The organism is Chroococcidiopsis thermalis PCC 7203 (assembly GCF_000317125.1).
Taxonomy (GTDB): domain Bacteria; phylum Cyanobacteriota; class Cyanobacteriia; order Cyanobacteriales; family Chroococcidiopsidaceae; genus Chroococcidiopsis; species Chroococcidiopsis thermalis.
Genome location: NC_019695.1, coordinates 3,231,724 through 3,256,347, shown reverse-complemented (window position 1 = coordinate 3,256,347; position 24,624 = coordinate 3,231,724). Strand labels below are relative to the sequence as shown.

Here is a 24,624-nt window from a genome sequence, read left to right as displayed (position 1 = left end):
CAATTCAGACTCAGGTAGTCCTACACTTCACAACTCAGGAAAATACAACAGACACGAAAATCTCAGAAACAAAAATCTAATTTTCAGCTCTAAGCGGCATGAGTATGCATTTTTGTTTCCACAGGCAACCACTTGGAAGATAGATCTTCCATAATACCTTTGCGGCTGAAACTTTTGCTTCGATCTAAATGTACCACTAATGTTGGCAAATAAATGTCATCAATTATCTGATGTCCGTAACCGATGACAACACCAGTCAGATCTGCTTGCTTGTGTTGCACGAAATCCCCAATCCTTAACATGGTATTTCTCCTTGTGCAGTTTGCTATCCAACGTTTACTATTGCTAAGCTGCGATCGCTCTACTCGTCTCAACCGTGGCTGAATTCAATGTGGTATACAAATGTCCTAATTCGATTGCTACACCTTGCCAGCTAAAATGATTTTCTACCCGTTGCCGACCTCGTTCCCCTAACTTTCTTGCCCAGCTAGAATCGGCTAAGATGCGATCGATCGCTTGGGCAAACGCAACGTCATCTTTAGCAGGTGCGAGTAATCCCGTCTCTTCTGGAACTACGGTAAATTGCAAACCGCCGACATCGCTAGCAACCACGGGAATTCGGCTTGCCATCGCTTCAATTGCTACCAAACCAAAAGGTTCGTAGTGACTGGGGACGACACTAACATTGGCAGCTGCGTAGTAGACTGGCAAAATTCGATCGTCCAAGCGACCTGGAAAAACAGTTATCGTATCTAAACCTAACTCTCCAACAATTCCTTCAATGCGATCGCGTTCTCTGCCGTCACAGCGACCGGGTTGGCTGCCACCACCGATAATTAATTTCAAGTTAGTCCGACCTGCTGCGTGCAATCTTGCCACCGATCGCACTAAGGTTTCAATCCCTTTACGTTTGTCAAATCGACCGACATACAACACGACTTTTTCATTTGCTGCAATTCCTAACTGCTGCCGCGCTGCTTCGCGTTCGATTGCCCCAAATCTGTCTATATCCGTACCGCAGGGGATAATATCAATTTGTCCTGTGGTTGAAACAAGCGATCGCATGTGTTCTTGTTCTTGAGGACTGGTGGCTACTATCCGTTCCGCTGTTTCCAAACAAGCTTTTTCTACTGCTAACCGTTTAGTTGCGATCGCTGGAATCTCGTCAATATTTCTGTACTTAACTGCACCCAACGAGTGATATGTATGTATCTGACTCAAAGGTTGCAGTTGCTTCAATCGCATTCCCACCCAAGCAGATAGCCAGTAGTTAGTGTGGACGAGCGAGTAACGAAATCCATGTTGTTGTTGAAAAGCTTGGAAAGCTTTGACGTACTCCGGTAAATAACTGAATAGTTCGTCCCGTCCGATAAATTCTGGCGCTCCCGCTGGTAACCGAATCGTGCGACAATTAGCATTGTGTTGCACGATCGCCGCTTGTTCTTTACTGCTACGGCGAGTAAACATATCGACTTTCCATCCCTGCTGGGCAAGGGCAAGACCGACTTGGCGCACGTAAACGTTTTGACCTCCAGCCTCTTCTTGCCCAATCTCAATCGCTGGATCGCCATCAACAGAAATTAAAGCAATGCGATTCTGTTTTTCTAACATTGTTGGTTTACTTCTCCTTATGGCTAGCTTTCCTGCCTCTGGCTGCCATCAGGAATCAATTCCTTAGCACCAAGTACAGGTAAAACGTAGCGGGTTTAAACCAGCCAAGGACACTGAATGGGATCTAGAAATCTTCGATCTTTACAGTCTCCTCTCAACGCCTACGAAGTTAGCTGACGGGCTAGGACTGAGAGATGTCCCTCTCTGTTTATCTCAGAGATAAGCCCCAAAATTCGGTTCCTCCGCTCCAATTATGATTGGATTAGGCTGACTTATTTAATCTGGTTAACTACATCCTAAACCACGCTCCCTACGTTCTGTCAATAAAAGTTACAAACTGTGAAGTAAACTCAGTCAGATTGTTAAGTATTGTATGTGAAACTTCTATTTGAGTTGTGAACTACTCGTGAAGGTTGTCATTCGTTCAAGTGCTGTTAGCGCGTCACAGTCAGATGAACAGTAATTTGACAATTGATTTAAAACTGCTGGATCTCAGCCATCTGTAAGAAATACAAACATAGTACGGTATTCCTAGCAATCAATGCTAGTTTTGTTATTAGTAGACGGTTAACTGTAGAGATATGACATGTCGTATCCGCACTTAACCAATGACCAACGACAAATGACCAATGACCAATCATACTTGCTGCGGTCCTGGCTATGCATCTCCCCAAGCGGCGATGCAAGCAGAAAGAGAAAAAACATTATATGCGATCGCCCTTTATACGGGTACGGGAATTGAAGCACCAGATTATTTAGCGACGATTGATGTCGATCCTGACTCTCCGACATATTCTCAGGTAATTCATCGCTTACCGATGCCTTATTTAGGCGATGAGTTACATCATTTTGGTTGGAATGCATGTAGTTCGTGTCACGGTGACGCGAGTAAATCTCGTCGTTTTACGATCGTACCTGGACAGCGATCGAGCCGGATTTATATTGTAGATACAAAAGAAACGCGATCGCCTCAAATTTATAAAGTCATCGAACCAGAAGAAATCAAAGCGAAAACAAATTTAACAGCCCCTCATACAGTCCATTGTCTAGCAGATGGTCATGTGATGATTTCGATGTTAGGTGATAGTCAAGGGAATGCACCTGGCGGCTTTTTGTTACTCGATGAAAACTTTGATATTGTCGGACGTTGGGAACAACAAGCTACGGCAATGAAGTTTAATTATGACTTTTGGTATCAGCCGCGCCATAACATCATGGTAAGTAGCGAATGGGGCGCACCCAAAACGTATTATCCAGGCTTTGACCTCAACGATGTCGCAGCCGGAAATTACGGTCAGCAATTGCATTTTTGGGACTGGAAAAAACACGAAATTATTCAAAGTTTTGACTTAGGTACAGAAGGTTTAATTCCTTTAGAAGTGCGTTTTCACCACAACCCAGAGAGTACGCACGGCTATGTTGGTGCAGCCTTAAGTAGTAATATTTGGCACTGGCACAAATCTAACGGACAATGGGCAGTTGAGAAAGTTATTGATGTTCCATCCGTCGAGGTTCAAGGCTGGGAAATTCCCGTGCCTTCTTTGATTACCGATATTTTGCTGTCAATGGACGATCGCTATCTCTATTTTTCCAACTGGTTGCATGGAGATATTCGTCAGTATGACATTAGCAATCCTTCTCAACCTAAATTGACTGGGCAAGTTTGGTGTGGTGGTTTATTAGGAAAAGGTGGCGAAGTTAAGGGGCAGAAATTGCAAGGTGGTCCTCAAATGCTGCAATTAAGTTTAGATGGTAAGCGGTTGTATGTCACTAACTCTCTATTCAGTACTTGGGATAATCAATTTTATCCAGACTTAGCCAAAAATGGCTCTTACATGTTGCAAATTGATTGCGACACGGAAAAGGGAGGATTGAAAATTAATGAAAACTTTTACATAGATTTTGGTCAAGAACCAAACGGCGCAGCCCGCGCCCACGAAATGCGATATCCTGGTGGCGATTGTACTTCAGATATTTGGATTTAGAGTTAAGAGAATCATAGGGGCAGGTTTTTTGGTCGAATGAAAACCTATCAAATCGAACTGGTTAACAGAAATAATTTTACTCTTAACGTAGCAGCAGACAAATATATTTTGGATGCGGTAGAAGCGGCTGGAGTAAAATTACCCGTAGGCTGTCGTTATGGGGCTTGTATTACTTGTGCTGCCAGGATTTTATCAGGTGAAGTAGAACAGACAAAGGCGATCGCCCTCAAACCCCAGCAAGCCGCAAAAGGTTACGTTTTGTTATGCATTGCCACTCCCCGTTCTGATTGTAAGTTTGAAGTCGGCGTAGAATGTCAAAAAGAATTGTATGTAAACCCTTTTATCAGTTATCAGCGAACAGTTATCAGTTGACATTGGTAATCGGTAATTGGTAATTGGTAATCGATCGTTTGTTATTTGCATTTTCACTACTCACTACTCACTCCCTATGGCGCTTCTTAAACTAGAAGATGGTACAATCTACAACCAACTCGCTGATATTAGCCGCGAATTGTCTTCCCTAAATATCCAACTCAATTACTGGAGTGTAGGAGAAGATTCGCAATTGCGGCAATTGCTAGCACAAGAAAGTTTAAATTCCGAGGAAAAAGAAGAAGTTCTCGTAGCTTTAGATCGCTATTTCGAGCAACTCGAACAAACATCTGGCTATCAATCTCGTGATTTAATTGCGTTGCATCCTGGGATTCCAAATTTAGATGAGATGCTAACAAAATTCGATCGCATCCACACCCACGCCGATGATGAAGTAAGATATATTGTCGATGGCGAGGCAATATTTGGTTTCGTGCGTCCCGATGGTAGCCAAGTAGAATTAACAGTACAACCAGAAGAATATATCAATGTCCCCGCCGGAACAGAACACTGGTTTTATTTAACACCTGCAAGGCGAGTTAAAGCTGTACGATATTTTATCGATACAACAGGTTGGGTTCCTCAATACACGGGCAAAGAGATTCGGTTTCGTCAAAGCGCGATCGCGTAATTCATTATATTTATTACCTCTGATTCATGCTTAATTATCAACCTTCAGTAACTAATAGCAAAACTACCGATCCGCGTTTTGAATTGAGCGATGCTGCTCGTTATTTCTACCGTCAAGATTGGATGGTAGGAACGGCGGGAAATCTTTCTGCTCGTCTTCCTGATGATAGTTTTTGGATTACGGCAAGTGGGAAGGCAAAAGGAGAACTATCAACTAGCGATTTCGTGCGCGTTACCCTCACTGGTGAGATTTTAGAAAGAGCATCTGCTAATATTAAACCTTCGGCAGAAACGATAATTCATCAAGTAATTTATAGCTTGTTTCCAGCGGCTCAAGCTTGCTATCACGTTCACTCAATTGAAGCAAATTTAGTTTCTCATTTTACTGAGAAACTAAATTTGCTGCTACCACCCCTGGAAATGGTTAAAGGCTTGGGTGTATGGGAAGAAAACCCCCAGGTGGCAATTCCCATATTTGAAAATCACTTAGAAGTTCCTCAAATTGCCGCAGAAATTAGCGATCGCTTCAGTACTCAATTACCTCAAGTCCCGGCTTTGTTAATCCGCAATCATGGCGTGACTGTCTGGGCAGATTCCCTCACCTCAGCGCGTAATTATGTTGAGTTGATAGAATACATTTTTCGATACATGGTAGCAGCGCGGCAAGCTGGAATTTTTTGAAAATGGGAGGTCACGGGAACAATAGAGCGATCTTTTCTTCATAACTTATAACCTGAGTCTACTTTATAGGAGAAAGTCAATGCTATTGTTCAATCGCTGGCAGTCAAAAACTGCTTTTTTAATGGCGATGGGAATGACCGCAACAGCGTTTGTACCGCTTTTGATTTCTACTCCAGCGATCGCCAATTCCCCTTCTTTTGAAATTGCACAACTCTTTCCTGACTCTCGCGACGATGAGTATCGCGGATCTTCTGGTGGTATTGTCCCCAGAGGAACGATAATTCCAGTAACTTACGACAGAGGCAAAAAAATTATTGTCTCTCCAGAAGAAACAGCGGACATAACATTGACTGTGGCTGAAGATGTCGAGTCTGAAAGCGGTAGAATCGCAATTCCCGCTGGTAGTCGGATTGAAGGCGAACTCAGACCAACCGATCGCGGAACTCAATTTGTTGCGCAAAATTTAATTTTAGAAGGTCGCGATCGCGGTTATCCAATTGAAGCAACGTCGCGGGAGATTACCGACACGGAAATCATTGATGAAAAATCAAATCCCGATATCCTTAGAGGCGCGGTGATTGGGGCTGCTGCTGGTGCGGTTTTGGGTGAAATTTTTGGTGGAATCGATCTAGGTGAAGTCTTGGCTGGTGCGGGTGTAGGTGTATTGGGAGAAGTCTTATTGAGAGGTCGCAAGCAAAAAGAAGTTGAAGTTGTTGTCATCAGACCAGATACAGACTTAGATTTGAGATTAGAGGAAGATTTTGTTGCCTCACGTTCTGGAAATGATGATTACCGCGATTCTGATTATCGTCGCAACAGGGACTCTGATTATCGCAGGCGTGAAGATAATTAAACTTGTTGCTGTACGTTTTGGCAAAGGTGGGTTTAGCAAGATCTCGGTGTGAAAATAGAGACTTTGGGTGAACCCACCCCTACAGATCGTCATATAACAAAACTTTGTGGAATACCAAAGATGTTTTGACTTGGCTGTAGCCGCATTTTTGGTAGAAATGATGAGCTGCTGAACGGACAATATTAGATCGAACTAATATACTTTGACATCTGCGTATCTTTGCCCAGCTTTCAACTTGGTGGAGCAATTTTCTACCGATACCAGTACCGCGATCGCTTGGCGCTACAACTAAGCCGCCAATTTCAGCATGAAAATCTGTCAGCAGCGAGTGATAAGTGTAAGCGTGAATCCAAGCGATCGCTCGATCGTCTAAACCTGTGGCTACGTAGATAATATGATTGCTATCTGACAAAATTTGGTACAGGCGCTGCTCTATGGCAATAGTCGAAACAGGATAGCCGAGTTGGTCAGACAAAATCGCGATCGCCTCAACATCTTGCGTAGTAGCTGGGCGAATATGAACACCGCTACTATCAAGAGCAACTGACATGATGAAACTACTCTATCTGTACGCCTCATTGTAAATCTATACTACCGGAAACTCCAACAGCTAAAGCGATCGCGCTTAAAGAGACTGATGCCTGTAAAGTTGACAGAAACTAGGATGATATTCATCCTCCCAACGCCACCGACAAACAGAGAAATTGCGGCGATCGCCACTAATAATAAACTTACCCTACTTGTCACTTAAGCTACCATGTCTGGAGCTGACTTGTTTGCCATTCACGATCGAGTCTTTCGATCGTGTTTGTGGCTGAGAATACTAGTCACTTGAAATGCTGTACTCCGCATAATTTCTTTTTTAAAAGAAAATCGACAATACCTTGCTGACAGTATTACTGAATTTTTCCCAATCGACAAATCTTATCTATTAGAAGAGTATAGTAAACAAGCAGAGATGAACGTCAAATAGTGGTATTACCGCTATTCTAGTATTCACTCGGAGAGAAAAAGTGTTGAAAACTCTCAATAGCTTTATTTAGTCAAAATCAGCATGGAGATAAGCATGAAAAAGCAAGGTTTAATCTTATGGTTAACAGGACTTAGCGGTGCAGGCAAAACTACAATCGCTCAAGGGGTAGAGTACGCACTTAAGAAACGTAGTTGCTTAGTTGAAGTTTTAGATGGTGATATCATCAGAACAAAACTTTCAAAAGATTTGGGCTTTAGTAAAGAAGACCGTGAAACTAATATTCGTCGTATTGGATTTGTGGCTAATTTGCTCAGTCGTAATGGCGTAGTAGTGATTGTAGCTGCAATTAGTCCTTATCGAGCTGTCAGGAATGAACTACGGAGAACTACAGAAAACTTTATAGAGGTCTATGTAAATGCACCACTTAATGTTTGTGAAGTACGCGATGTCAAAGGACTTTATGCTATGGCACGAGCAGGAGAAATAAAATCTTTTACAGGAATTGACGATCTATATGAAGAACCTCTCAATCCAGATATTATTTGTTATACCTCACAAGAAAGTATCCAAGAAAGTATTGCTAGAGTGATTGCAGAACTAGAGAGGCTAGATTATGTTCCTCTCGAACCCCAACTAGAGTATTCCATCTAATACCTATTTCTCTTTCAAAAAGGACTCTCTACGGTATTAGCTTGGGCAACAAGGGATTATCTTACAACAACTGATTTAGCTCGATTCGAGTCAGTAGGCAAAAAGTTTAATTAGTTCACATGGTAATAGTTTTAGCTATTGATACCAATACTGTTTGTGCAGATAAAACACGATTGCTTGTTGAAAAAAAGCTTATTTTTCCGGAGAGTTAAAGCAGAAAAAAGACGATTTGTTCACCAATAATTACGATTTTAGTTTAAAAGTATAGCAGTGCTTTTGTCATATCATATAATCATGAAGCCTAAAGTTAAATATTTATTTTGTATCAATACAGGTCGTTCAGGCTCTCACTATTTACATGAGATTTTTAAGCATATTGAAAATTGCCAAGTTTGGCACGAAGCCCAACCTATTGGTCATGGAAAAGTAATGAGAGATTACTTTTTTGGCAAACCTGAATTAATGCAGGAACTTACAGCTAAGAAAGTTGAGAAAATTCAACAAGTTAAAAAAGAGTCAGATTGTTATATAGAAACCAATCATTGTTTCATCAAAGGATTTGGATGGTTTCTTCCTAAGTATATTCCTCAAGAAGAGATAGGAGTTCTAATTCTTAGAAGAAATCCAGCTCAAATTGTCGATAGTTTGCTCCGAATTAACTGTAGTCCTCTCGCGATCGCGGGACAAACGTGGGTACTAACGCCAGATATCAAAAATTATTGTATTGAGCCACCAAACTGGCTTATTTCTCCCAAAGTAACTTACGAATTGTTCTGTTTATTAAAACGTCTTTTATTGAGCAAAAAATTATATAGTTTGTTGAATATTCAGTTTCGTCAAATTGAAAATTTGATTGACAAATATGAAAAAGAATGCTTGAGATGGTATGTAGATGAAACAAATGCCCTAAGTATATCTTATCAAGAAAAATTTCCAAATATAAAATATTTTCAAGTTGATGTAGAATCGCTTAATAATATTGAAAATATTAGAGAATTACTCAATTATTTTGGACTCTCTGAAAAAAGCACTATTGAAAAAGTAATCGGTAAGCCCACTAATTTAAAAAATCAGCATCTCGCCAAAAGCAGCTCGTGACGAGATAATTAGGGCGTGTTTGCAAACTAATACCAATTCTATTTATCTTTGCACTAAATCGGTCGCTCATAGCCCCCCTTAACAAGGGGGGTTGGGGGGATCTTCCGTGGCGCAGTCAGATCAAAATGGTATAAGGGAGCAGCGAGAAGCTTCCTGCCAATTAACACCTGTAGCAAACCAGTATAGTTCTGAGCGTAAGAATGCCCGAATTGTATTAATCTAAAGGGAATTGCGTTGCGCTCGACTTTTAGATTGAGAAGTATTGCTAACGCTTATAACTCAAGGGAAGAAGTTAGTAAAATTACCATAATTTGACTTCTACACTAAGATAGAATTCAACAAAAATCGTGTTGGTGAAATAATGTACATCAATAAAATTAAATCAAAAATTGAATAAACTAAAAGAGAAGCATCAGAGCGTAAAATTAAGAATTGTGTCTGCAACTTCTACAGGTTAACCATTAAGGAGCATAAACTTAAAGAACAATTTATTTGGTTTTACGTCATTAAGATGTAAAATCTCTAATTCGATAATTTAGGAGAAAGACTTTATATGTTCATTTCTAATTCCTGGCAAGCCAAAGTTGCGGCGGTGATGGCACTGGGAATGACTTCTGCCACAATAGTACCTGCGATCGCGGCGACTCCGGTTGCAGCACCCCAATCGAACTCTAGTAAACTCTTAATTGCGCAATCACCTCAGTCAATCGTACCAGTTGGTACGGTCATTCCGGTGCGATACAAAAAGTCAGATAGAGTGCTGGTTACGCCTAAAGAATCAGTCAGACTGACGCTAACTACAGCAACCAGCGTCCGCTCGGAGCGCGGAAATGTCGTGATTCCCGCAGGTAGCCAAATTAACGGTAGACTCAGACCTGCTGATGGTGGTTCGCAATTCGTGGCTGAATCAGTCGTCATTGGTAGTCAAAAACGAAAATATCCGATTGAGGCAACATCAGCTGTAGTGAGAAGAAAGCAGACAATCGATCGCAAAACCAACCCCGACTTCGTTCGCGGTGCTGTTGTTGGCGCAGCAGTCGGAGCCGTAGCATCTGAAATTTTTGGAGATATCGATTTAGGTGCAATCTTAGGAGGCGCGGGAGCTGGAGTGTTGGGAGAAACGCTCCTTAGAGGTCGCAAGCGTAAAGAAGTGGAAGTGGTTGTCGTCAATCCCAATCGAGATTTAGACCTGACGCTAGATGAGGATTTTGTCTTGTCTCGAAATCGGTAATGGGAGTTATTAGTCGTAAGTCGTAACTTGTAAAGTTGACAAATGTTTGCGTTCTAGCGGGTGGAGATTTCCAGCTGCTAGAACGGATAGACCCTGTTCTGTAAGAGCTTGTGCCGTTTTATTCAAGGCATCAAACTTGTCCAGAAAATTCTGGGTGAGATGTTCCCAATCTCCAGAGGCAATAATCTCCTGCTTGTCACGGAAATAATCGAAAATATCCGATGGGTGCTGCCGCATCTGCTCAACTTCTGGATCGCCTCCCTCATGCTTGGCTGAAATATTCGGCACGCAAGAAGCCAGCTCCATCAACTCGTCTCTGCGGTTATAAGGCTGTCGCACGATGCCTTTCCAAGTTTCAGTGATGTGATGCTCGAAGCGAACCTGCTGCTCGAAGTCCAAAGCCTGGCGAAACTGGCTGGTAATTTCAATCGTTTTGTTATTGACCGAGTTACTCCAATTGAATCCAATTAATGGAGAGCTACCATCATCTCTGGAAAATAACTTTGCTCCAAGTAAAGTCCACAAAGCTGCGTAGGGATTGTCGTTGCCCATAAATACAGAGATCTTGAACTCGATATCAACGCCGAGACGATGAAGGAGATAGCCTAGTAGCACTGTCCCAGGATTGAGATTGAGAACTTGGCGAATCCCGTAGTTAGTGTAGTAGTACAAGTATTCGTTCAGCCATTGCAAAGCGCGATCGTTGGGCTGTCCAACACCACCAAAGTAACCCGCGATCGTTTCCGCTCCGCCGAGATGGACGTTCGAGCCATCAGTTCCCTTGGTATCGAGAGTGACGACGAAACTCGCGCCAATAATTTGCATAGCTGCGGCAATGGCGGGCAAGTCACCATCGGTTTCTTGTTCCTTCATCTGGCGGACTTGAATGAAACGTCCCGGCATGAGGGATTGTTGGGCGATCGCTCGTCGAGCTGCGGCAATTATCCAAGGAAAATATTGACAGGCACTAATTTCTAGCGTCACTGCATATTTGTCGTCAAAAGTCAAACTCTTTGCCTTGTTTCCTATTACATTCTGTCGATAATCGGCAATGCTGACAAATGCCCCCTCATCTGCTTGCTGTTGCAGCCATTGTAGATCGGTTAAATATTCGGGTCGAGTTTGACGAACGCGCTCTAGCAATGCGGTCAGAGACGCAGCTTGTTTTGCCTTAGCATTAATCTCTTCTGGAGTCCCATATTTAGACAGGACATTGAGGAAATTGGCGATCGCCTCCATATTTGGCTCGACTAGAATATCGTTAATCGCTTCTAGCCTTGCCGTTGGAATTTTTAGTCTTTCTCGCAGGTTCTCGATCATAGTAATTTTCCTCTTCAATAGGCAGAAGGCAGCAGTCAAAAGTCAAAAGTCAAAAGTCAGAAGTCAAAAGTCAAAACACTAACATAGATTTGCAGGGTGAGATTTGAAAACAAATCCTACTGGAACTAGTAACTAGTAACTGGTAACTGGTAACTGGTCACTGTTAAACAACCCCATACTTTTTCCCCACGCGAGCAAACGCCTCTACACATTGCTCTAATTGTTCTTGCGTGTGAGTGGCGGAAACTTGAACCCGAATTCGGGCATGACCTTGGGGAACTACAGGATAGCTAAAACTAATGACATAAATCCCCTCATCGAGCAGATCTCGCGCCATAGCTTGTGCGAGTTTCGCGTCGTACAGCATAATTGGTACGATCGGGTGAATCCCAGGTTTAATTTCAAAACCGCGATCGCCGATGGAAGTCCGAAAGTAGCTGGCGTTCTCCAGCAGTCTTTCGCGTAATTCTGAGGTTTGGTTGAGTAAATCCAATACTTTAATACTGGTGTAGGCGATCGCCGGAGCAAGGGTGTTGGAAAATAAATAGGGGCGCGATCGCTGCCTCAGCAAGTCGATAATGACTTTACGACCGGATGTAAAACCTCCAGAAGCTCCACCCAGGGCTTTTCCTAACGTACTGGTGATGATATCTGTACGACCTATGACACCACGATGTTCGATCGAGCCGCGTCCTGTTGCTCCCAAAATCCCAGTAGCATGACTATCATCTACCATGACCAGCGCATCATACTGTTCGGCTAAATTGCAGATTTGGTCTAGCTTAGCGATATCGCCATCCATGCTGAAGACCCCATCCGTGGCAATTAAGCGGATTTTCAGCGATTGGGTAGCTCGCAGCGTTTGCTCTAATTCTTCCATATTGCTATGGGCAAACCGATAGCGTTTAGCTTTACACAGCCGAATTCCGTCAATAATACTAGCGTGGTTGAGTGCATCGCTAATGACCGCACACTCTTCATCAAGTAGTGTTTCAAATAGTCCGGCATTGGCATCAAAACAGGAACCGTACAGAATAGTATCTTCAGTACCGAGAAATGCAGAAATCTTTGCTTCCAGCTCTTTATGTATGGTTTGCGTGCCACAGATAAAGCGCACCGATGACAAGCCAAAACCATATTTAGCAATTCCTTCCTGGGCTGCGGCAATAATGTCAGGATGGTTAGCTAATCCTAGGTAATTATTAGCGCAGAAGTTCAGTACCATCCGACCATCTTGAAGTTGGATTTTAGCATCTTGAGGGGATGCGATCGCTCGTTCTTCTTTGCGCAGACCGGATTGATGAATTTCATCGAGCAGGGATTGAAAAACAGAAGCCGCCGTTGTGGTCAACATGGCTACATCACCAAATTTTGGGAGTCGGGAGTCGGGAGTCGGGAATAAGTGGTGCGTAGTGCGTGGTGCGATCGGAGATAGGGTACGGGGTGTGGGGTGTAGAGTTTGTAGTACTTTCTCCCTCAGCTCCCTCAGCCTCCTCAGCTCCCTCAGCCCTCTTCCTTGCTCCCTGCTCCCTTTTTAATGACTCCAGCTTCGCCAACATATCGCTGACGATCGCAGATAAGTCATAGGTATGGTGCCAACCCCAATCGGCTCGTGCTTTAGAGTCGTCAACTGTACAAACCCAAGAATCCGCGATCGCTTGCCGGAAATCGGGTTTGTATTCGCAGGCAAACTCAGGTAAGTGCTTTTGGATTTCAGCTACGAGTTCTGCTACCGAGAAGCTGACTGCTGCCACATTGTAGCTAGTACGGACTTTGATGGCTGATAAATCTGCTTCCATCAGTTCCAGAATAGCTCTGACCGCATCTGCTGCGTACATCATGGGCAAGCGAGTCTCTGGGCGAAGGAAACAGGTGTAAGTTCTCTGTTGGAGGGCAGCATAGAAGATTTCTACGGCAAAGTCCGTTGTCCCGCCTCCTGGTGGAGCATTGTAGCTAATAATGCCAATAATGCCTGGTAATCGCAAAGAACGCACGTCCACGCCAAACCGTTGCGCGTAGTACTGACAAAGTAGTTCGCCCGTCACCTTTGTAATTCCATACATCGTAGATGGATCTGTCACGGTCATCTGAGGCGTGTCTAACTTCGGCGTGTGCGCTCCAAATACGGCAATAGAACTAGGATAAAAGACTTTGAGTCGCTCTGATTTGGCTACTTCCAAAACATTTTTTAGCCCGTTAATATTGATGTCCCAACAGCGATCGGGTTCCCGTTCGCCTTTGGCTGAGAGTAGTCCTGCTAAGTGGTAGATTGTATCGATTTGATGCCGTTTGACAATTTTTTCCAACCGCCGACCGTCTGTGACATCCAGCACTTTATAAGGAAATAACTTGCTTTCCTCTGAGCGTGGCGATCGCCCGCTTTCCATGACGTGTGTTGTCCCATAGCGTCTTTGTAGGGCAACAACAAGGTCGCTTCCCAGTTGACCTCTAGAGCCAGTGACTAAAATATTGTTCATCATATGACAGTTACCAGTGGTAATTGGTAATTGGTAATTGGTAATTGGTAATTGGTAATTGGTTGTTGGTTGTTGGTTGTTGGTGAGAAAGTGGTGCGTGGTGCGCTCAGGAGCAGGGTGTGGTGCGTGGTACGTGAAAAGAGAGCTGAGGAGGCTGAGGGAGATACTGGTCACTGGTCACTGGTCACTGGTCACTGCTCCCGACTCCCGACTCTGGTGGAAATAATCCAGGACAAGTCAGTACGAAAACATCTCTCACCCCTAGTTCAGATGTAGTTGCTTTGACAGGCGAGGTGTAGTGGAAGTATTGACTATCTCTAAAGACTAAAAATTCGCCAGGATTGAGAATTTTGCTAAAAGCGGGACGACCATCTTTTTCTGGATAAAGGTGCGTTTCTCCCCCTTCAATTCCGGTTCTATTCACAGAGAAAATGCCGACGAGTTCGACTCCATCGCGATGAATTCCTTCAGGCGCAGGATTGCCGAGTTGCTGAGAAGAAGCTGTGGTTCTAATTTGATGCACTGCAACTTCGTTGAAGTTAGTACAAAGCTGGCAAAACTGGAAAAATTCCCACACAATTTTTTGAAAATCTACTGACGCAACTAGGCGATCGTCAAGTTCTGGATACTCTCTAACTACATCTCCCAAAATTGGGTTATATACTTTCGATTGAAATAGCTGTCTGTGGGGTAACTTTATCAGGCGATCGCCAGCTATTTGAAAGTGAGAAAGGTTTCTAAAGCGATAGTTGCCTGCTAAATATGGATCGGCTGGCAAGAAGTCGAAAAATGGTTTTAATTGCTCTAGCTTAACAGCGTTCACCATTTCTAAAACATAGCTGGCTAGACAATTGAATTCTTGTGGTTTTGATAAATTCAGCATAGTAAACTTCCTCACGTTCAATTGAGGATAGCAGTATTATTCAAACTGCTACATCTAAATTTAGTAGTTAGCATTGGGTTATGCCATACCAAATTCTGCTACCGATAGCAGCAAAAATTAACAATAAATTTATAGATTTATAATGTAAACTCGATCTAGTATTTTCATTCCTTTATAGGAGCCTCATCAATAGATATAGAACAGAGTATGTGTCAGCAAAGAGGCTCTATAAAATAGGACTTAAGGTTTCATTCTATTGTTAGAGAAGACACCTAGCGTTCGATCGAGTCTCCTGATTTAATTGTAGTTATATTTTTCGGCTATTGTCGATCCCTATAACTTTTGGCTGATATCTGTTATTCTTACTAACTCTTTTTTTAATAAAAATTCATACAAGAATGTCAGTTATAGCTGTTCTAAATGATTTGTAAAGTAGGCTTCTAGCTGCCGCAGGCTAGAAGCCTGCTCCATCATGAATCAAATAGGATTGCTATATCAGTTGTCAGTTGTCATTTGGAAAATAAATTAATATGAATTTTGCCGAACGAATGAGCCGCCTGGGGACGGAATCTGCTTTTGAAGTCCTTGCCAAAGCACAACGATTGGAAGCTCAAGGACGTAACATAATTCATTTAGAAATCGGACAGCCAGACTTCCAGACACCGATGAATATCTGTCAGGCTGCATTTCAAGCCATGAAAGACGGCTACACTGGCTATGCTCCAGCCGCTGGATTACCTCAGTTGCGACAGGCGATCGCTCAATATGTGACACACACAAGAGGCGTTGAGGTGCATCCCGATGAAGTAGTAGTGACACCAGGAGCCAAACCGATAATTTTTTTCACAATTCTAGCGCTGGTAGATACAGGCGATGAGGTGATATATCCCAACCCAGGGTTTCCTGTTTACGAATCAGTCATTAACTTTGTAGGTGGCAAGGCAATTCCCCTAGCTTTGCGCGAAGAGGTTGGCTTTCGCTTTCGGATTGAGGATTTAGAGCAAGCAATTTCTCCCCGCACGCGACTATTAATTCTCAATTCTCCCCAAAATCCTACTGGAGGCGTACTGCAACTTGAAGATTTAGAGGCGATCGCCAATTTAGCAGAACGACATAATTTTTATATCCTCTCGGACGAAATCTACTCGCGCATCCTTTACGAACAAACACACCACAGCATTATGAGTTTGCCTGGAATGAAAGAGCGGACGATTCTGCTAGATGGTTACTCCAAAACTTACGCGATGACAGGGTGGCGCTTGGGTTATGGTGTGGCTCCCCAACTATTAGCTCAAAAGCTGGAGCAATTGACGATCAATTCTAATTCCTGCACCTGTTCGTTTACTCAAATTGCTGGGATTGAAGCACTGACAGGAACGCAAGAGTTTGTGGAACAAATGGTGGACGAATTCAGACAGCGAAGAGATTTTATTGTCGATGGTTTGAATGCGATCGCGGGTATTGAGTGCGTTAAACCTACAGGAGCATTCTATGTATTTCCTAATGTCAAACAACTTCCCCTTAGTTGTGATGCATTAGCAGAGTACTTACTAGCAGAAGCCGGAGTTGCCGTACTTTCTGGTTCTGCTTTTGGCAGATTTGGTGAGGGATATTTAAGGTTATCCTACGCTAACTCATTGGCAAATATTCGCGAAGCGCTCGACCGCATTCAAACTGCGATTGCTCAGCTCAAATGAGGCGGAGAACAGTTGGAATTGCATATGATATGCTAACTTGAAAATGCCAACGTAATAAGACTAAAATGTCATGGAAGACGAAATTAAAGATGCTGAATTAACAAAACGCCTTCAAGACAAAGATATTAACAAGTTTAAAGCTACTACGGAACGGCAACCGATCGATAAAATAACTCCTGCAACGAAAAAAATTTGGCAACGAGGCGATCGCGCTATTGCTACTGGATCGGGTGGTGCATTGCTAGGGGGAATAGTTGCTCAGTTACCAGGAGCCGTTGCTGGAGCAATATTTGGTGCTTTATACGGTTTGTTCGTAGTACCAAAAGAAACAAGTCGTGCTGAAAACTAGATGGATCGCTCTACGTTATTAATCTGGGCAGGACTAACTGCTGTAGTCGTTGTAATAGTAGTGTTGGTTCGCTGGAGGCGTAAGCAGCAATTCGATCTAGAGCTAGCAGAATTCATCGGCTTAATTCTAGCTGTGTTAGGTGGAATTTCTAGCTGCCAGCTGTTGTACAAAGCTTTCACGTTACAGGCTTTGAAAGATTTGCTAGGGTCTGATATTGTCACGCTGATTATTGGGGCGATCGCGATAATTTGGGTATCCGTGAAAGAAGTGTGGAAAGCTTTACTCTAGTTTTAACGAATTTCTCAAACTGCTATCGGTTAAAGAAAGATAGACTGCTAGCTACTACATCGGATGTATACAATTAAAATGGATGCATGGTAATTTCTGACTTCTGAGTTCACCCTGTTGTCAAAAAACATTTGGGGAGAATCAGGATGAAAAACATTGCAGGAACCTTCAAGGGCGCTGGTGGATTAAGCCTTTATTACCAAAGCTGGCATCCCCAAGAGCGATCGCGGGCTGTGGTCGCGATCGTACATGGTTTGGGAGCGCATAGCGGTCTGTTTCTACCTGCTGTAGAGTACTTAGTGTCTCTAGGTTATGCAGTCTATGCCTTTGATTTACGAGGTCACGGACACTCGCCAGGACAAAGGGGACATATTAATAGATGGACTGAATTTCGAGAAGATTTAAGCGCCTTTTTGCAGCAAATTTGGCAGCAAGAACCGAATTGCCCTTGTTTTGTCTGGGGACATAGTTTAGGAGGTGCGATTGTTTTGGATTATGCTTTGCGATCGCCGCAGGGATTGCGGGGTGCGATCGTCACTGCACCAGCCTTGGGGAAAGTTGGAGTTTCGCGCCTCAAACTAGCGATCGGGCGAGTCTTTTCCCGCGTCTATCCACGCTTGAGTCTTAAGGTTGGCTTGAATCATCATGCTAGTTCGCGCAATCCGAATGTTATTTCTGCTTATAGTCAAGACCCCTTACGTCACGAATACGGTAGTGCCAGACTTGCAACAGAATTCTTTGCTGCCGTGGATTGGATTGAAAATCATGCCTCTGAGCTGCAAATTCCTTTACTGCTGCTACATGGCAGTGCAGACCAAGTGACTCATCCTGAAAGTAGTTGGCTGTTCTGCGAACGGGTCACTTATCCCGACAAGAAATGCTACGAGTATCCTGGCAGTTATCACGATCTTTATGCCGATACGAATTATCAAGAAGTACTTGTAGACATTGGTAACTGGTTGGAGCAGCATTTGCAGGAAATTGATGACAGTCAAGCAGCATAAGGTATGAGAGTGGTGTCTGGAAGAATTAAATAATGTTACCAAAATTTTCTTTATTGCTATAAATTAACAACGGATAGTGAAGTATGTGTTTGACTCTCTTATAGTGAATTCAGAGGCTAGCAACTAAGTGGTTAGTAAGCAAAAATTCCTGTTGCTTAGCTTGATTTGTTACTAAAGATAGATAAAATAGCAACTTTGTTAAGCGATAAGCTAAACTGAGATCGAGGCAATTCTTGTAGCATATCGTTCGATCCCTGAAGGGTTAGATATGGCAGTCTAACATCTTCAGTTAGGTATGTTGCGGCTGATTCAGATTAATTGAAAAGGAGAAACAGGGGAATATTTAACTCAGGTGTGAGAAGCTAGCATCCAAAACAAACACTGCATCTGTCTCTGTTTTCTAAAAACAAAACTAAATCAAAAACTATCGGCTACTCGATCGCAAATATTATTAGCGATCGCAGCAGTGAGTTTCAGTAAGTGTAGGGTGGGCGATGCCCATCTTACTGTAAAAGCTAATTCATAAAAAAAACAGAAAAACTTTATCGAGGGGAAGAGATTTCAGCTCTTCTTGGCGAAAATGTTGTGGTCTAACAAAATTTACACAGCTCCTCCCAACTCTGGGAATGTGTTGTTGGGACGCACATTGCCTTCATTATTAGATGAAGCCTGCGATCGCGCTCCCAATTTCCATGCTTTAAATTGGTGGACGGAACAAGGTTGGCAGTCCTTATCCGAGCGAGCCTTTCGGACTGCGGCTGAAGAAGTAGCACTCGGTTTGTCGAACTTAGGGTTAGAGAAGGGCGATCGCGTTGCCCTCCTGATGCAGAGCGATGTTAACTTTTGCATAGTTGACATGGGCTGCTTGCTAGCTCAACTGATTGACGTACCGATCGATCTCACCCAAACGTTGGAAAATATTGTTTTTATTACGCAACACAGCGAAGCCAAAGGACTAATTGTTTCTAACCTCGACTTACTCGACCACATCATACCTTACTTAAGCAGCACGCCCGATCTACAAATCGCGATCGTCGCCGATGTTCCCCTCGATTGGCAAGGACAATCCAAGCACCCTCAATCGCTCCAAATCTTTTCTCTAGCAGAGATACGGCAGCGAGGACAAGCTCAGATGTCAGATGAGAGGCAACAACAGCTACGCGCATCGCTAACAGCCAACGACTTAGCCACCATCATTTATATCCCTGGAGCCACTGGCAAGCCTCAAGGAGTGATGCTGACTCACGAAAATCTTTCTGCTAATGCCCTAGCAATGTTTAGTGGAATTCCCGATTTAGAACTGGGTGCAAAGGAGGTCGTACTTTCATTTTTACCCTTAACTCATGTTTTTGCCCGTGTCTTTTTCTACGGTCACATGAATTACGGGCATAGCGTTTACTTCACCACTCCTAACCGAGTGATGAAACATCTTAAAGAGGTACAACCAACGATCTTTGCTACCGTGCCTCTGTTGCTGGAAAAAATTTATCAGCGAATTTTAGAAACAGGTAGTCAGACTCCACAACCAGAGACAGCGAAGAGTGTCAAATACGACTTGCTGCCCCGCTTTCGGACTTTCGCCGCGCAGATGTTTCAGAAGAAACAAGAAACTCCCCAGCAAAAATTCCGTTTATCCTCTCTGCGATGGTTGCCTCCAACTCAATTCAAGTTACCGCATTGGCAAGCCTCTCTCACTGCTTGGAAATCGTTACAAACAGAACAAACTCAACGTCTCGTCGATTGGGCGATCGCCCTTGCTCAACAGTACGAACTGGGACGGTCACCGAGCGGCAAATACGACTGGATGCTGAAACTAGCAAATCGGTTAGTGTTTTCTAGATGGCGCTCGGTGTTTGGCGGTCATCTCAAATACGCGATCTGCGGTGGTGCAGCTTTGAAAGCCGAGATTGCTAACCTGTTTGCCGCTGCTAGAGTCACGATTCTACAAGGCTATGGTTTGACAGAGACGAGTTCGGCAGTTGCCTGCAATCGGGGTAGCTTCAACCGAGCTGGAACAGTAGGAGTGCCTTTGCCTGGAATAGAAATCGCGATCGCCTCTGATGGTGAAATTTTAGTCAGGGGACCTTACGTGACGCAAGGCTACTATAAAAACCCCGAAGCTACCCAGCAGGCGATCGACTCTGAGGGTTGGTTTCATACAGGCGACATAGGAGAGTTTACTGCCGATGGTTTTCTGAAAATCGTTGGATTAAAGAAAAGTCACTTCAAGCTTTCAACAGGTAAATACGTCACGCCACAGCCATTAGAACACAAGTTAGAACAATCTCCTCTGGTAGCAAAAGCCGTTGCAGTGGGGGCAGAACGTAAATTCTGTGCGATGCTAATTTTTCCCGATTTCAATAACCTGCGCCAACAAGCTCAACTCTTGGAACTCGACCTACCAGATGCAGAATTATTGAACCATCCTTGTATTCTCGCCCTTTACCAGGCTTTAGTAGATGAAGCTAACTGCCATTTGCCTTACTGGTCTTTAGTTAAACGCTTTCAGCTCATCAACGCTACACTCAGCGTCGAGAACGGAATGCTGACCCCCAGTGGAGAAGTAAAACGCGCCAGGATCGCTGAAATGTTTGCTCAAGAAATTAATACTTTATATGGTCAAGAAGATTCCAAACGACGAGAGACACAGCGTCACGAACAACTCAACCTATGTCCCCCCGTACCCGCTGCGTCTACCTGTCCTGCATATGCTCAATCCTTAAGCCAGGGAGTAGAGAGAATTCGGAATTCGGAATTCGGAATTCGGAATTAATCGATCGCACACTACGCATCACTTCATTACCAATTACCACTGATAACTGATAACTGAGGTTTTAAAATTATGTTTAAGCCGTTCCGAACCGCCGCCGTTCTTGGTGCGGGAGTGATGGGAAGCCAGATTGCCGCTCACCTCGCCAATGCAGGTTTAACCGTACATTTATTAGATCTCGCTGGCAAGGGGAGCAATAAAAACGAATTAGTTGAAACATCATTTAAAAAAGCCCTGAAGCTATCTCCACCTATATTTTTTACAGAAAAGACAGCCCGTCGCGTCATTGTGGGAAATTTTGACGAGCATTTTGACTCAGTTGCCGCTGTCGATTGGGTCATTGAAGCAGTGGTAGAAAATCTAGATATTAAGCAAAAGCTGATGGAACGCCTAGAGAGCGTAATTCGCTCGGATACAATCGTATCCACCAATACGAGCGGTTTACCAATCGACGCGATCGCCCAAGGACGTTCTGAATCCTTTCGTCAAAGGTTTTTGGGAACTCATTTTTTCAATCCGCCCCGCTATCTCAAATTACTCGAAATCATTCCGACAGCTGATACCGATCCGCAAGTACTAGAAAGAATGAAGTGGTTCGGAGAGCTACATTTAGGTAAAGGGGTCGTAGTCGCAAAGGATACTCCTAACTTTATTGCTAACCGAATTGGGATGTATGTCACAATGCTCGGTTTGCAGGCGTTAACGCAGGGATACACGATTGAGGAAATCGATACTCTAACGGGAACAATTGCAGGTAGACCAAAATCAGCCACATTCCGCACGGCGGATTTAGTCGGACTAGATACGTTGATGTATGTCGCCAGCAATCTCTATCCAGCTATTCCCCATGATGAAAGCAGAGAAGTCTTCCGCGTGCCGGAACTATTACGCAAACTCGTAGAGACGGGGACGCTAGGAGCGAAAACGGGTCAAGGCTTTTACAAAAAGCAAGACCGACAAATTCTGTCATTAAATCCAGAAACACTCGCTTACGAACCAGCTAAACCTCTAAATTTGGGTGATATTGAGGCAATTGGTAAGATTCCCGATTTAGGCGATCGCCTGCGGGCATTGTATCGCGATCGCAGTCGTGCGGGTGCTTTCTTCCGCGAGTCTATCCTTAAAACATTAAGTTATGCTGCCTGCCGCATTCCCGAAATTGCCGACAGTCCTACCGACATTGACAAAGCAATGCGATGGGGCTTTGGCTGGGAACTCGGTCCTTTTGAAATTTGGGATGTATTGGGATTTGAAACCGTGCTGGCAGATATGAAAGCTGCGGGAATGACCGTGCCGGAATGGGCAGAAGTCAAAAGTCAAAAGTCAAAAGTCAAAAGTGAAAATTTGATTTTCGACTCCCGACTCCCGCTAATATGGCAAAATCCCGAAGCAGCATTGCTAGACATGGGCGATGGGGTGGTTTTGTATGAGTTTCGCTCGAAGGGTAATACTTTGAGTTTGCAAGTGGTTGACGGTTTGACTGAGGTGTTGGATCTGCTAGAGAACGATTATCGAGGATTGGTCATTGGCAACAGCAGCGCTCATTTCTCAGGTGGGGCAAATCTGGCGGAAATGGCAATGATGGCGCAGTCGGGATTAGGGGCGATCGCCGATCTGATTGTCAAATTTCAAACTCTGCTACAACGAATTCATTACTTCCCCAAACCAATTGTTGCAGCAATTCAGGGGCGCGTGTTGGGTGGTGGCTGCGAGTTAGTCATGGCGTGTCCGCAAGTCGTGGCAGCAGCAGAAACTTATATTGGCTTGGTGGAACTGAGTGTAGGTTTAATTCCTGGGGCTGGTGGCATTATGCGATCGGTGACTTGGGCAGCCGATCGCGCTGCCACAGAAGCACCCCATCACATCCAACCATTCCTGCGGCGAGTGTTTGAAACAATTGGCATGGCGAAAGTCTCCAATAGTGCTGCGGAAGCCCAAGAACTAGGATTTCTACCACCGACAGCCAGAATTTTAATGAATGGCGATCGCCGTTTAGAAGTTGCCAAAGAAGAAGTCTTATGTAGCGATCGCGCAGGTTACGCCTCACCCCCCGAACGCAACGCCATTATGGTGCTAGGTCGTCCGGGGAGAGCAATGTTGGATTATGCTGCCGATACTCTTTACCGAGGCGGCTTCATCAGCGAATACGATCGCTATTTAGCCAACCGTTTAGCCTACGTCATGGCTGGCGGGGAACTTTCCGCACCTGCTTTAGTTGATGAAAACTACTTACTGCAATTAGAACGGGAAGCATTTTTACCCCTACTCAGCCAGCCCAAAACCCAAGAGCGGATTGCTCACACGTTGAAGCATAAAAAGCCGCTACGAAATTGAGGACAAGGGGGACAAGGGGGACAAGGGGGACAAGGGAGATAAGGGGGACAAGGGAGATAAGGGGGACAAGGGAGAATTCAAAATTCACGCATTCACACCCTACACCCTACACCCCACACCCTACACCCCTTCTTCACGCACCACTTTCTTATCAACTACCCATTACCTATTACCCATTACCAACTACCAACTACCAACTACCAACTATGAAAGAAGCCTATATTGTTAGCAGCGTTCGGACTGCGGTGGGAAAAGCGCCACGCGGTACGTTACGCCACGTTCGCCCAGATGACATGGGCGCGGTGGCAGTCAAAGGCGCGATCGCTCGCGTCGAAGGACTTGCACCAGAATATATTGACGATATCATTATCGGCTGTGCGTTTCCAGAAGCGGAACAGGGATTTAATTTGGGACGAGTTATTGCTCAGCGGGCGGGTTTGCCCGATTCAGTGGCAGGTTGTACCGTCAACCGTTTTTGTGCTTCTGGACTCCAGACGATCGCGATGGCAGCTCAAGCGATCGCCACGGGACAAGCAGAAATTATGGTGGCGGGTGGAGCCGAATCGATGAGTTTGATTCCGATGGGGGGACACTATCTAGCTCCCAATCCAGAAGTGTTGGCGGAGACTCCACAAGCCTACTGTACGATGGGGATTACGGCTGAGAACGTAGCCCAGCAGTACGGAGTTTCTCGCCAGGAACAAGATGTTTTTGCGCTGCGATCGCATCAGAAAGCTTTAGTTGCAATTAGGCAAGGTCGTTTTGCTGAAGAAATTATCCCGCTTCCGGTGCGCGAAACTCTCTATATTGATGGCAAGCCGCAGGTTGTGGAGCAAGTTTTTCAGCTTGATGAAGGTCCTCGCGCCGATACCAGTCTGGAAGCATTGGCGCGGTTGCAACCTGTTTTTCGCCAAGGTGGAGCGGTTACAGCTGGGAACTCATCCCAAACTTCGGATGGAGCAGCAGCGACGGTGTTAATGAGTCAGCGCTGGGTCAACAAACTCGGTGTAAAACCTCTAGGACGGATGTTAGGGTTTGCAGTCGCCGGAGTTCCCCCAGAAATTATGGGGATTGGACCAGTTGAGGCTGTACCAAAGGTGCTGAAGCAAGTGGGTTTAAGCTTGGAAGATATCGGGTTAATCGAGTTGAATGAAGCCTTTGCCGCGCAAAGCTTAGCAGTAATTAGCAAGCTCGGTTTGAATGAGGAGATTGTCAATGTCAACGGCGGCGCGATCGCCCTCGGTCATCCTCTAGGTTGCACGGGTGCGAAGCTGACAGCCACCCTGCTGCACGAAATGAAACGGCGTAACATTCGTTACGGTCTGGTGACGATGTGCGTTGGTGGTGGGATGGGAGCAGCGGCAGTGTTTGAGAATTTGGCAACCTCCTAAATCTGGACGACCTGAGAGGTCAGATT

Annotated in this window: 23 protein-coding genes and 1 riboswitch; of the genes, 15 read left to right on the top strand and 8 right to left on the bottom strand. The window is 44.4% G+C overall.

Annotated features, from left to right (window positions below; translation table 11 throughout):
- Positions 1-89: 89 nt before the first annotated feature.
- Positions 90-302, bottom strand: a complete 213-nt coding sequence (locus CHRO_RS14375; protein WP_015154948.1) for a hypothetical protein — start codon at positions 300-302, stop codon at positions 90-92.
- Positions 303-345: 43 nt separating this feature from the next.
- Positions 346-1,611 carry a glycosyltransferase gene (locus CHRO_RS14370; RefSeq protein ID WP_015154947.1) on the bottom strand — a complete coding sequence of 422 codons (1,266 nt, stop codon included), beginning with the start codon at positions 1,609-1,611 and terminating at the stop codon, positions 346-348.
- 143 nt (positions 1,612-1,754) lie between these two features.
- Positions 1,755-1,890: riboswitch (cyclic di-AMP (ydaO/yuaA leader) on the bottom strand.
- 350 nt (positions 1,891-2,240) lie between these two features.
- Here CHRO_RS14370 and CHRO_RS14365 point away from each other — a divergent pair.
- From CHRO_RS14365 to CHRO_RS14345, 5 genes are all read left to right on the top strand, one after another.
- Positions 2,241-3,596, top strand: coding sequence for a selenium-binding family protein (locus CHRO_RS14365; RefSeq protein ID WP_015154946.1), 1,356 nt, complete (start codon positions 2,241-2,243; stop codon positions 3,594-3,596).
- A gap of 36 nt (positions 3,597-3,632) precedes the next feature.
- Positions 3,633-3,968: a 2Fe-2S iron-sulfur cluster-binding protein gene (locus tag CHRO_RS14360; protein WP_015154945.1), complete on the top strand. Its 336-nt coding sequence runs from the start codon at positions 3,633-3,635 to the stop codon at positions 3,966-3,968.
- Positions 3,969-4,044: 76 nt separating this feature from the next.
- On the top strand, positions 4,045-4,599 hold the full coding sequence (locus CHRO_RS14355) for a 1,2-dihydroxy-3-keto-5-methylthiopentene dioxygenase (RefSeq protein ID WP_015154944.1): 555 nt from the start codon (positions 4,045-4,047) through the stop codon (positions 4,597-4,599).
- Positions 4,600-4,625: 26 nt separating this feature from the next.
- Entirely contained in the window at positions 4,626-5,279 is a 654-nt protein-coding gene (mtnB, locus tag CHRO_RS14350; RefSeq protein WP_015154943.1) for a methylthioribulose 1-phosphate dehydratase, read from the top strand.
- A gap of 79 nt (positions 5,280-5,358) precedes the next feature.
- Positions 5,359-6,132, top strand: a complete 774-nt coding sequence (locus tag CHRO_RS14345; RefSeq protein WP_015154942.1) for a TraB/TrbI/VirB10 family type IV secretion system protein — start codon at positions 5,359-5,361, stop codon at positions 6,130-6,132.
- Between the two features lie 79 nt (positions 6,133-6,211).
- Here CHRO_RS14345 and CHRO_RS14340 read toward each other — a convergent pair whose 3' ends face one another.
- Together CHRO_RS14340 and CHRO_RS32265 are read right to left on the bottom strand one after the other, a co-directional pair.
- On the bottom strand, positions 6,212-6,682 hold the full coding sequence (locus CHRO_RS14340) for a GNAT family N-acetyltransferase (RefSeq protein ID WP_015154941.1): 471 nt from the start codon (positions 6,680-6,682) through the stop codon (positions 6,212-6,214).
- A gap of 41 nt (positions 6,683-6,723) precedes the next feature.
- Entirely contained in the window at positions 6,724-6,879 is a 156-nt protein-coding gene (locus CHRO_RS32265) for a hypothetical protein (protein WP_158631884.1), read from the bottom strand.
- 319 nt (positions 6,880-7,198) lie between these two features.
- Here CHRO_RS32265 and cysC point away from each other — a divergent pair, with 319 nt between their 5' ends.
- The 3 genes from cysC to CHRO_RS14325 all read left to right on the top strand — a co-directional run bounded on the left by cysC (position 7,199) and on the right by CHRO_RS14325 (position 10,085).
- Positions 7,199-7,756 carry an adenylyl-sulfate kinase gene (gene cysC / locus CHRO_RS14335; protein ID WP_015154940.1) on the top strand — a complete coding sequence of 186 codons (558 nt, stop codon included), beginning with the start codon at positions 7,199-7,201 and terminating at the stop codon, positions 7,754-7,756.
- 294 nt (positions 7,757-8,050) lie between these two features.
- Entirely contained in the window at positions 8,051-8,854 is an 804-nt protein-coding gene (locus CHRO_RS14330; RefSeq protein ID WP_015154939.1) for a sulfotransferase family protein, read from the top strand.
- Positions 8,855-9,407: 553 nt separating this feature from the next.
- Positions 9,408-10,085, top strand: a complete 678-nt coding sequence (locus CHRO_RS14325) for a hypothetical protein (protein WP_015154938.1) — start codon at positions 9,408-9,410, stop codon at positions 10,083-10,085.
- A 9-nt stretch (positions 10,086-10,094) separates the two neighbouring features.
- On the opposite strand, the gene CHRO_RS14320 is transcribed toward CHRO_RS14325, so the two are convergent.
- From CHRO_RS14320 to CHRO_RS14305, 4 genes are all read right to left on the bottom strand, one after another.
- Positions 10,095-11,405: a hypothetical protein gene (locus CHRO_RS14320; RefSeq protein WP_015154937.1), complete on the bottom strand. Its 1,311-nt coding sequence runs from the start codon at positions 11,403-11,405 to the stop codon at positions 10,095-10,097.
- Positions 11,406-11,568: 163 nt separating this feature from the next.
- Positions 11,569-12,759, bottom strand: a complete 1,191-nt coding sequence (gene kbl, locus CHRO_RS14315; RefSeq protein ID WP_015154936.1) for a glycine C-acetyltransferase — start codon at positions 12,757-12,759, stop codon at positions 11,569-11,571.
- Positions 12,760-12,766: 7 nt separating this feature from the next.
- Positions 12,767-14,056: an NAD-dependent epimerase/dehydratase family protein gene (locus CHRO_RS14310; protein ID WP_219335927.1), complete on the bottom strand. Its 1,290-nt coding sequence runs from the start codon at positions 14,054-14,056 to the stop codon at positions 12,767-12,769.
- A gap of 10 nt (positions 14,057-14,066) precedes the next feature.
- On the bottom strand, positions 14,067-14,765 hold the full coding sequence (locus tag CHRO_RS14305; RefSeq protein WP_015154934.1) for a 2OG-Fe dioxygenase family protein: 699 nt from the start codon (positions 14,763-14,765) through the stop codon (positions 14,067-14,069).
- Positions 14,766-15,295: 530 nt separating this feature from the next.
- On the opposite strand from CHRO_RS14305, the gene CHRO_RS14300 reads away from it, so the two are divergent.
- The 7 genes from CHRO_RS14300 (at position 15,296) to CHRO_RS14270 (ending at position 24,598) form a co-directional block, all read left to right on the top strand.
- Positions 15,296-16,462 (top strand): pyridoxal phosphate-dependent aminotransferase, encoded by a 1,167-nt coding sequence (locus tag CHRO_RS14300; protein ID WP_015154933.1) that lies wholly within the window; start codon positions 15,296-15,298, stop codon positions 16,460-16,462.
- Positions 16,463-16,532: 70 nt separating this feature from the next.
- The gene (locus CHRO_RS14295) at positions 16,533-16,811 is read left to right on the top strand and encodes a hypothetical protein (protein WP_015154932.1); all 279 of its coding nucleotides are present in this window, start codon (positions 16,533-16,535) and stop codon (positions 16,809-16,811) included.
- Entirely contained in the window at positions 16,812-17,099 is a 288-nt protein-coding gene (locus tag CHRO_RS14290) for a hypothetical protein (protein ID WP_015154931.1), read from the top strand.
- A gap of 146 nt (positions 17,100-17,245) precedes the next feature.
- Positions 17,246-18,103: an alpha/beta hydrolase gene (locus CHRO_RS14285; RefSeq protein WP_015154930.1), complete on the top strand. Its 858-nt coding sequence runs from the start codon at positions 17,246-17,248 to the stop codon at positions 18,101-18,103.
- 580 nt (positions 18,104-18,683) lie between these two features.
- The gene (locus CHRO_RS14280; protein ID WP_015154929.1) at positions 18,684-20,876 is read left to right on the top strand and encodes an AMP-dependent synthetase/ligase; all 2,193 of its coding nucleotides are present in this window, start codon (positions 18,684-18,686) and stop codon (positions 20,874-20,876) included.
- Between the two features lie 69 nt (positions 20,877-20,945).
- Positions 20,946-23,207: a 3-hydroxyacyl-CoA dehydrogenase/enoyl-CoA hydratase family protein gene (locus CHRO_RS14275; protein ID WP_015154928.1), complete on the top strand. Its 2,262-nt coding sequence runs from the start codon at positions 20,946-20,948 to the stop codon at positions 23,205-23,207.
- A gap of 206 nt (positions 23,208-23,413) precedes the next feature.
- Complete coding sequence (locus CHRO_RS14270; RefSeq protein ID WP_015154927.1) at positions 23,414-24,598, top strand: acetyl-CoA C-acyltransferase; 1,185 nt, start codon at positions 23,414-23,416, stop codon at positions 24,596-24,598.
- The last annotated feature ends 26 nt before the right edge of the window (positions 24,599-24,624 follow it).

What these genes read in the sequence shown, in the direction of transcription:
- CHRO_RS14375 (WP_015154948.1), bottom strand. Translation starts at nt 302, where the DNA reads ATGTTAAGGATTGGGGATTTCGTGCAACACAAGCAAGCAGATCTGACT.
- CHRO_RS14360 (WP_015154945.1), top strand. Translation starts at nt 3,633, where the DNA reads ATGAAAACCTATCAAATCGAACTGGTTAACAGAAATAATTTTACTCTT.
- CHRO_RS14305 (WP_015154934.1), bottom strand. Translation starts at nt 14,765, where the DNA reads ATGCTGAATTTATCAAAACCACAAGAATTCAATTGTCTAGCCAGCTAT.
- kbl (WP_015154936.1), bottom strand. Translation starts at nt 12,759, where the DNA reads ATGTTGACCACAACGGCGGCTTCTGTTTTTCAATCCCTGCTCGATGAA.
- CHRO_RS14320 (WP_015154937.1), bottom strand. Translation starts at nt 11,405, where the DNA reads ATGATCGAGAACCTGCGAGAAAGACTAAAAATTCCAACGGCAAGGCTA.
- CHRO_RS14365 (WP_015154946.1), top strand. Translation starts at nt 2,241, where the DNA reads ATGACCAATCATACTTGCTGCGGTCCTGGCTATGCATCTCCCCAAGCG.
- CHRO_RS14295 (WP_015154932.1), top strand. Translation starts at nt 16,533, where the DNA reads ATGGAAGACGAAATTAAAGATGCTGAATTAACAAAACGCCTTCAAGAC.
- CHRO_RS14355 (WP_015154944.1), top strand. Translation starts at nt 4,045, where the DNA reads ATGGCGCTTCTTAAACTAGAAGATGGTACAATCTACAACCAACTCGCT.
- CHRO_RS14290 (WP_015154931.1), top strand. Translation starts at nt 16,812, where the DNA reads ATGGATCGCTCTACGTTATTAATCTGGGCAGGACTAACTGCTGTAGTC.
- CHRO_RS14300 (WP_015154933.1), top strand. Translation starts at nt 15,296, where the DNA reads ATGAATTTTGCCGAACGAATGAGCCGCCTGGGGACGGAATCTGCTTTT.
- CHRO_RS14270 (WP_015154927.1), top strand. Translation starts at nt 23,414, where the DNA reads ATGAAAGAAGCCTATATTGTTAGCAGCGTTCGGACTGCGGTGGGAAAA.
- cysC (WP_015154940.1), top strand. Translation starts at nt 7,199, where the DNA reads ATGAAAAAGCAAGGTTTAATCTTATGGTTAACAGGACTTAGCGGTGCA.
- CHRO_RS14325 (WP_015154938.1), top strand. Translation starts at nt 9,408, where the DNA reads ATGTTCATTTCTAATTCCTGGCAAGCCAAAGTTGCGGCGGTGATGGCA.
- CHRO_RS14370 (WP_015154947.1), bottom strand. Translation starts at nt 1,611, where the DNA reads ATGTTAGAAAAACAGAATCGCATTGCTTTAATTTCTGTTGATGGCGAT.
- CHRO_RS14285 (WP_015154930.1), top strand. Translation starts at nt 17,246, where the DNA reads ATGAAAAACATTGCAGGAACCTTCAAGGGCGCTGGTGGATTAAGCCTT.
- CHRO_RS14340 (WP_015154941.1), bottom strand. Translation starts at nt 6,682, where the DNA reads ATGTCAGTTGCTCTTGATAGTAGCGGTGTTCATATTCGCCCAGCTACT.
- CHRO_RS14275 (WP_015154928.1), top strand. Translation starts at nt 20,946, where the DNA reads ATGTTTAAGCCGTTCCGAACCGCCGCCGTTCTTGGTGCGGGAGTGATG.
- CHRO_RS14330 (WP_015154939.1), top strand. Translation starts at nt 8,051, where the DNA reads ATGAAGCCTAAAGTTAAATATTTATTTTGTATCAATACAGGTCGTTCA.
- CHRO_RS14280 (WP_015154929.1), top strand. Translation starts at nt 18,684, where the DNA reads ATGTTGTGGTCTAACAAAATTTACACAGCTCCTCCCAACTCTGGGAAT.
- CHRO_RS14345 (WP_015154942.1), top strand. Translation starts at nt 5,359, where the DNA reads ATGCTATTGTTCAATCGCTGGCAGTCAAAAACTGCTTTTTTAATGGCG.
- mtnB (WP_015154943.1), top strand. Translation starts at nt 4,626, where the DNA reads ATGCTTAATTATCAACCTTCAGTAACTAATAGCAAAACTACCGATCCG.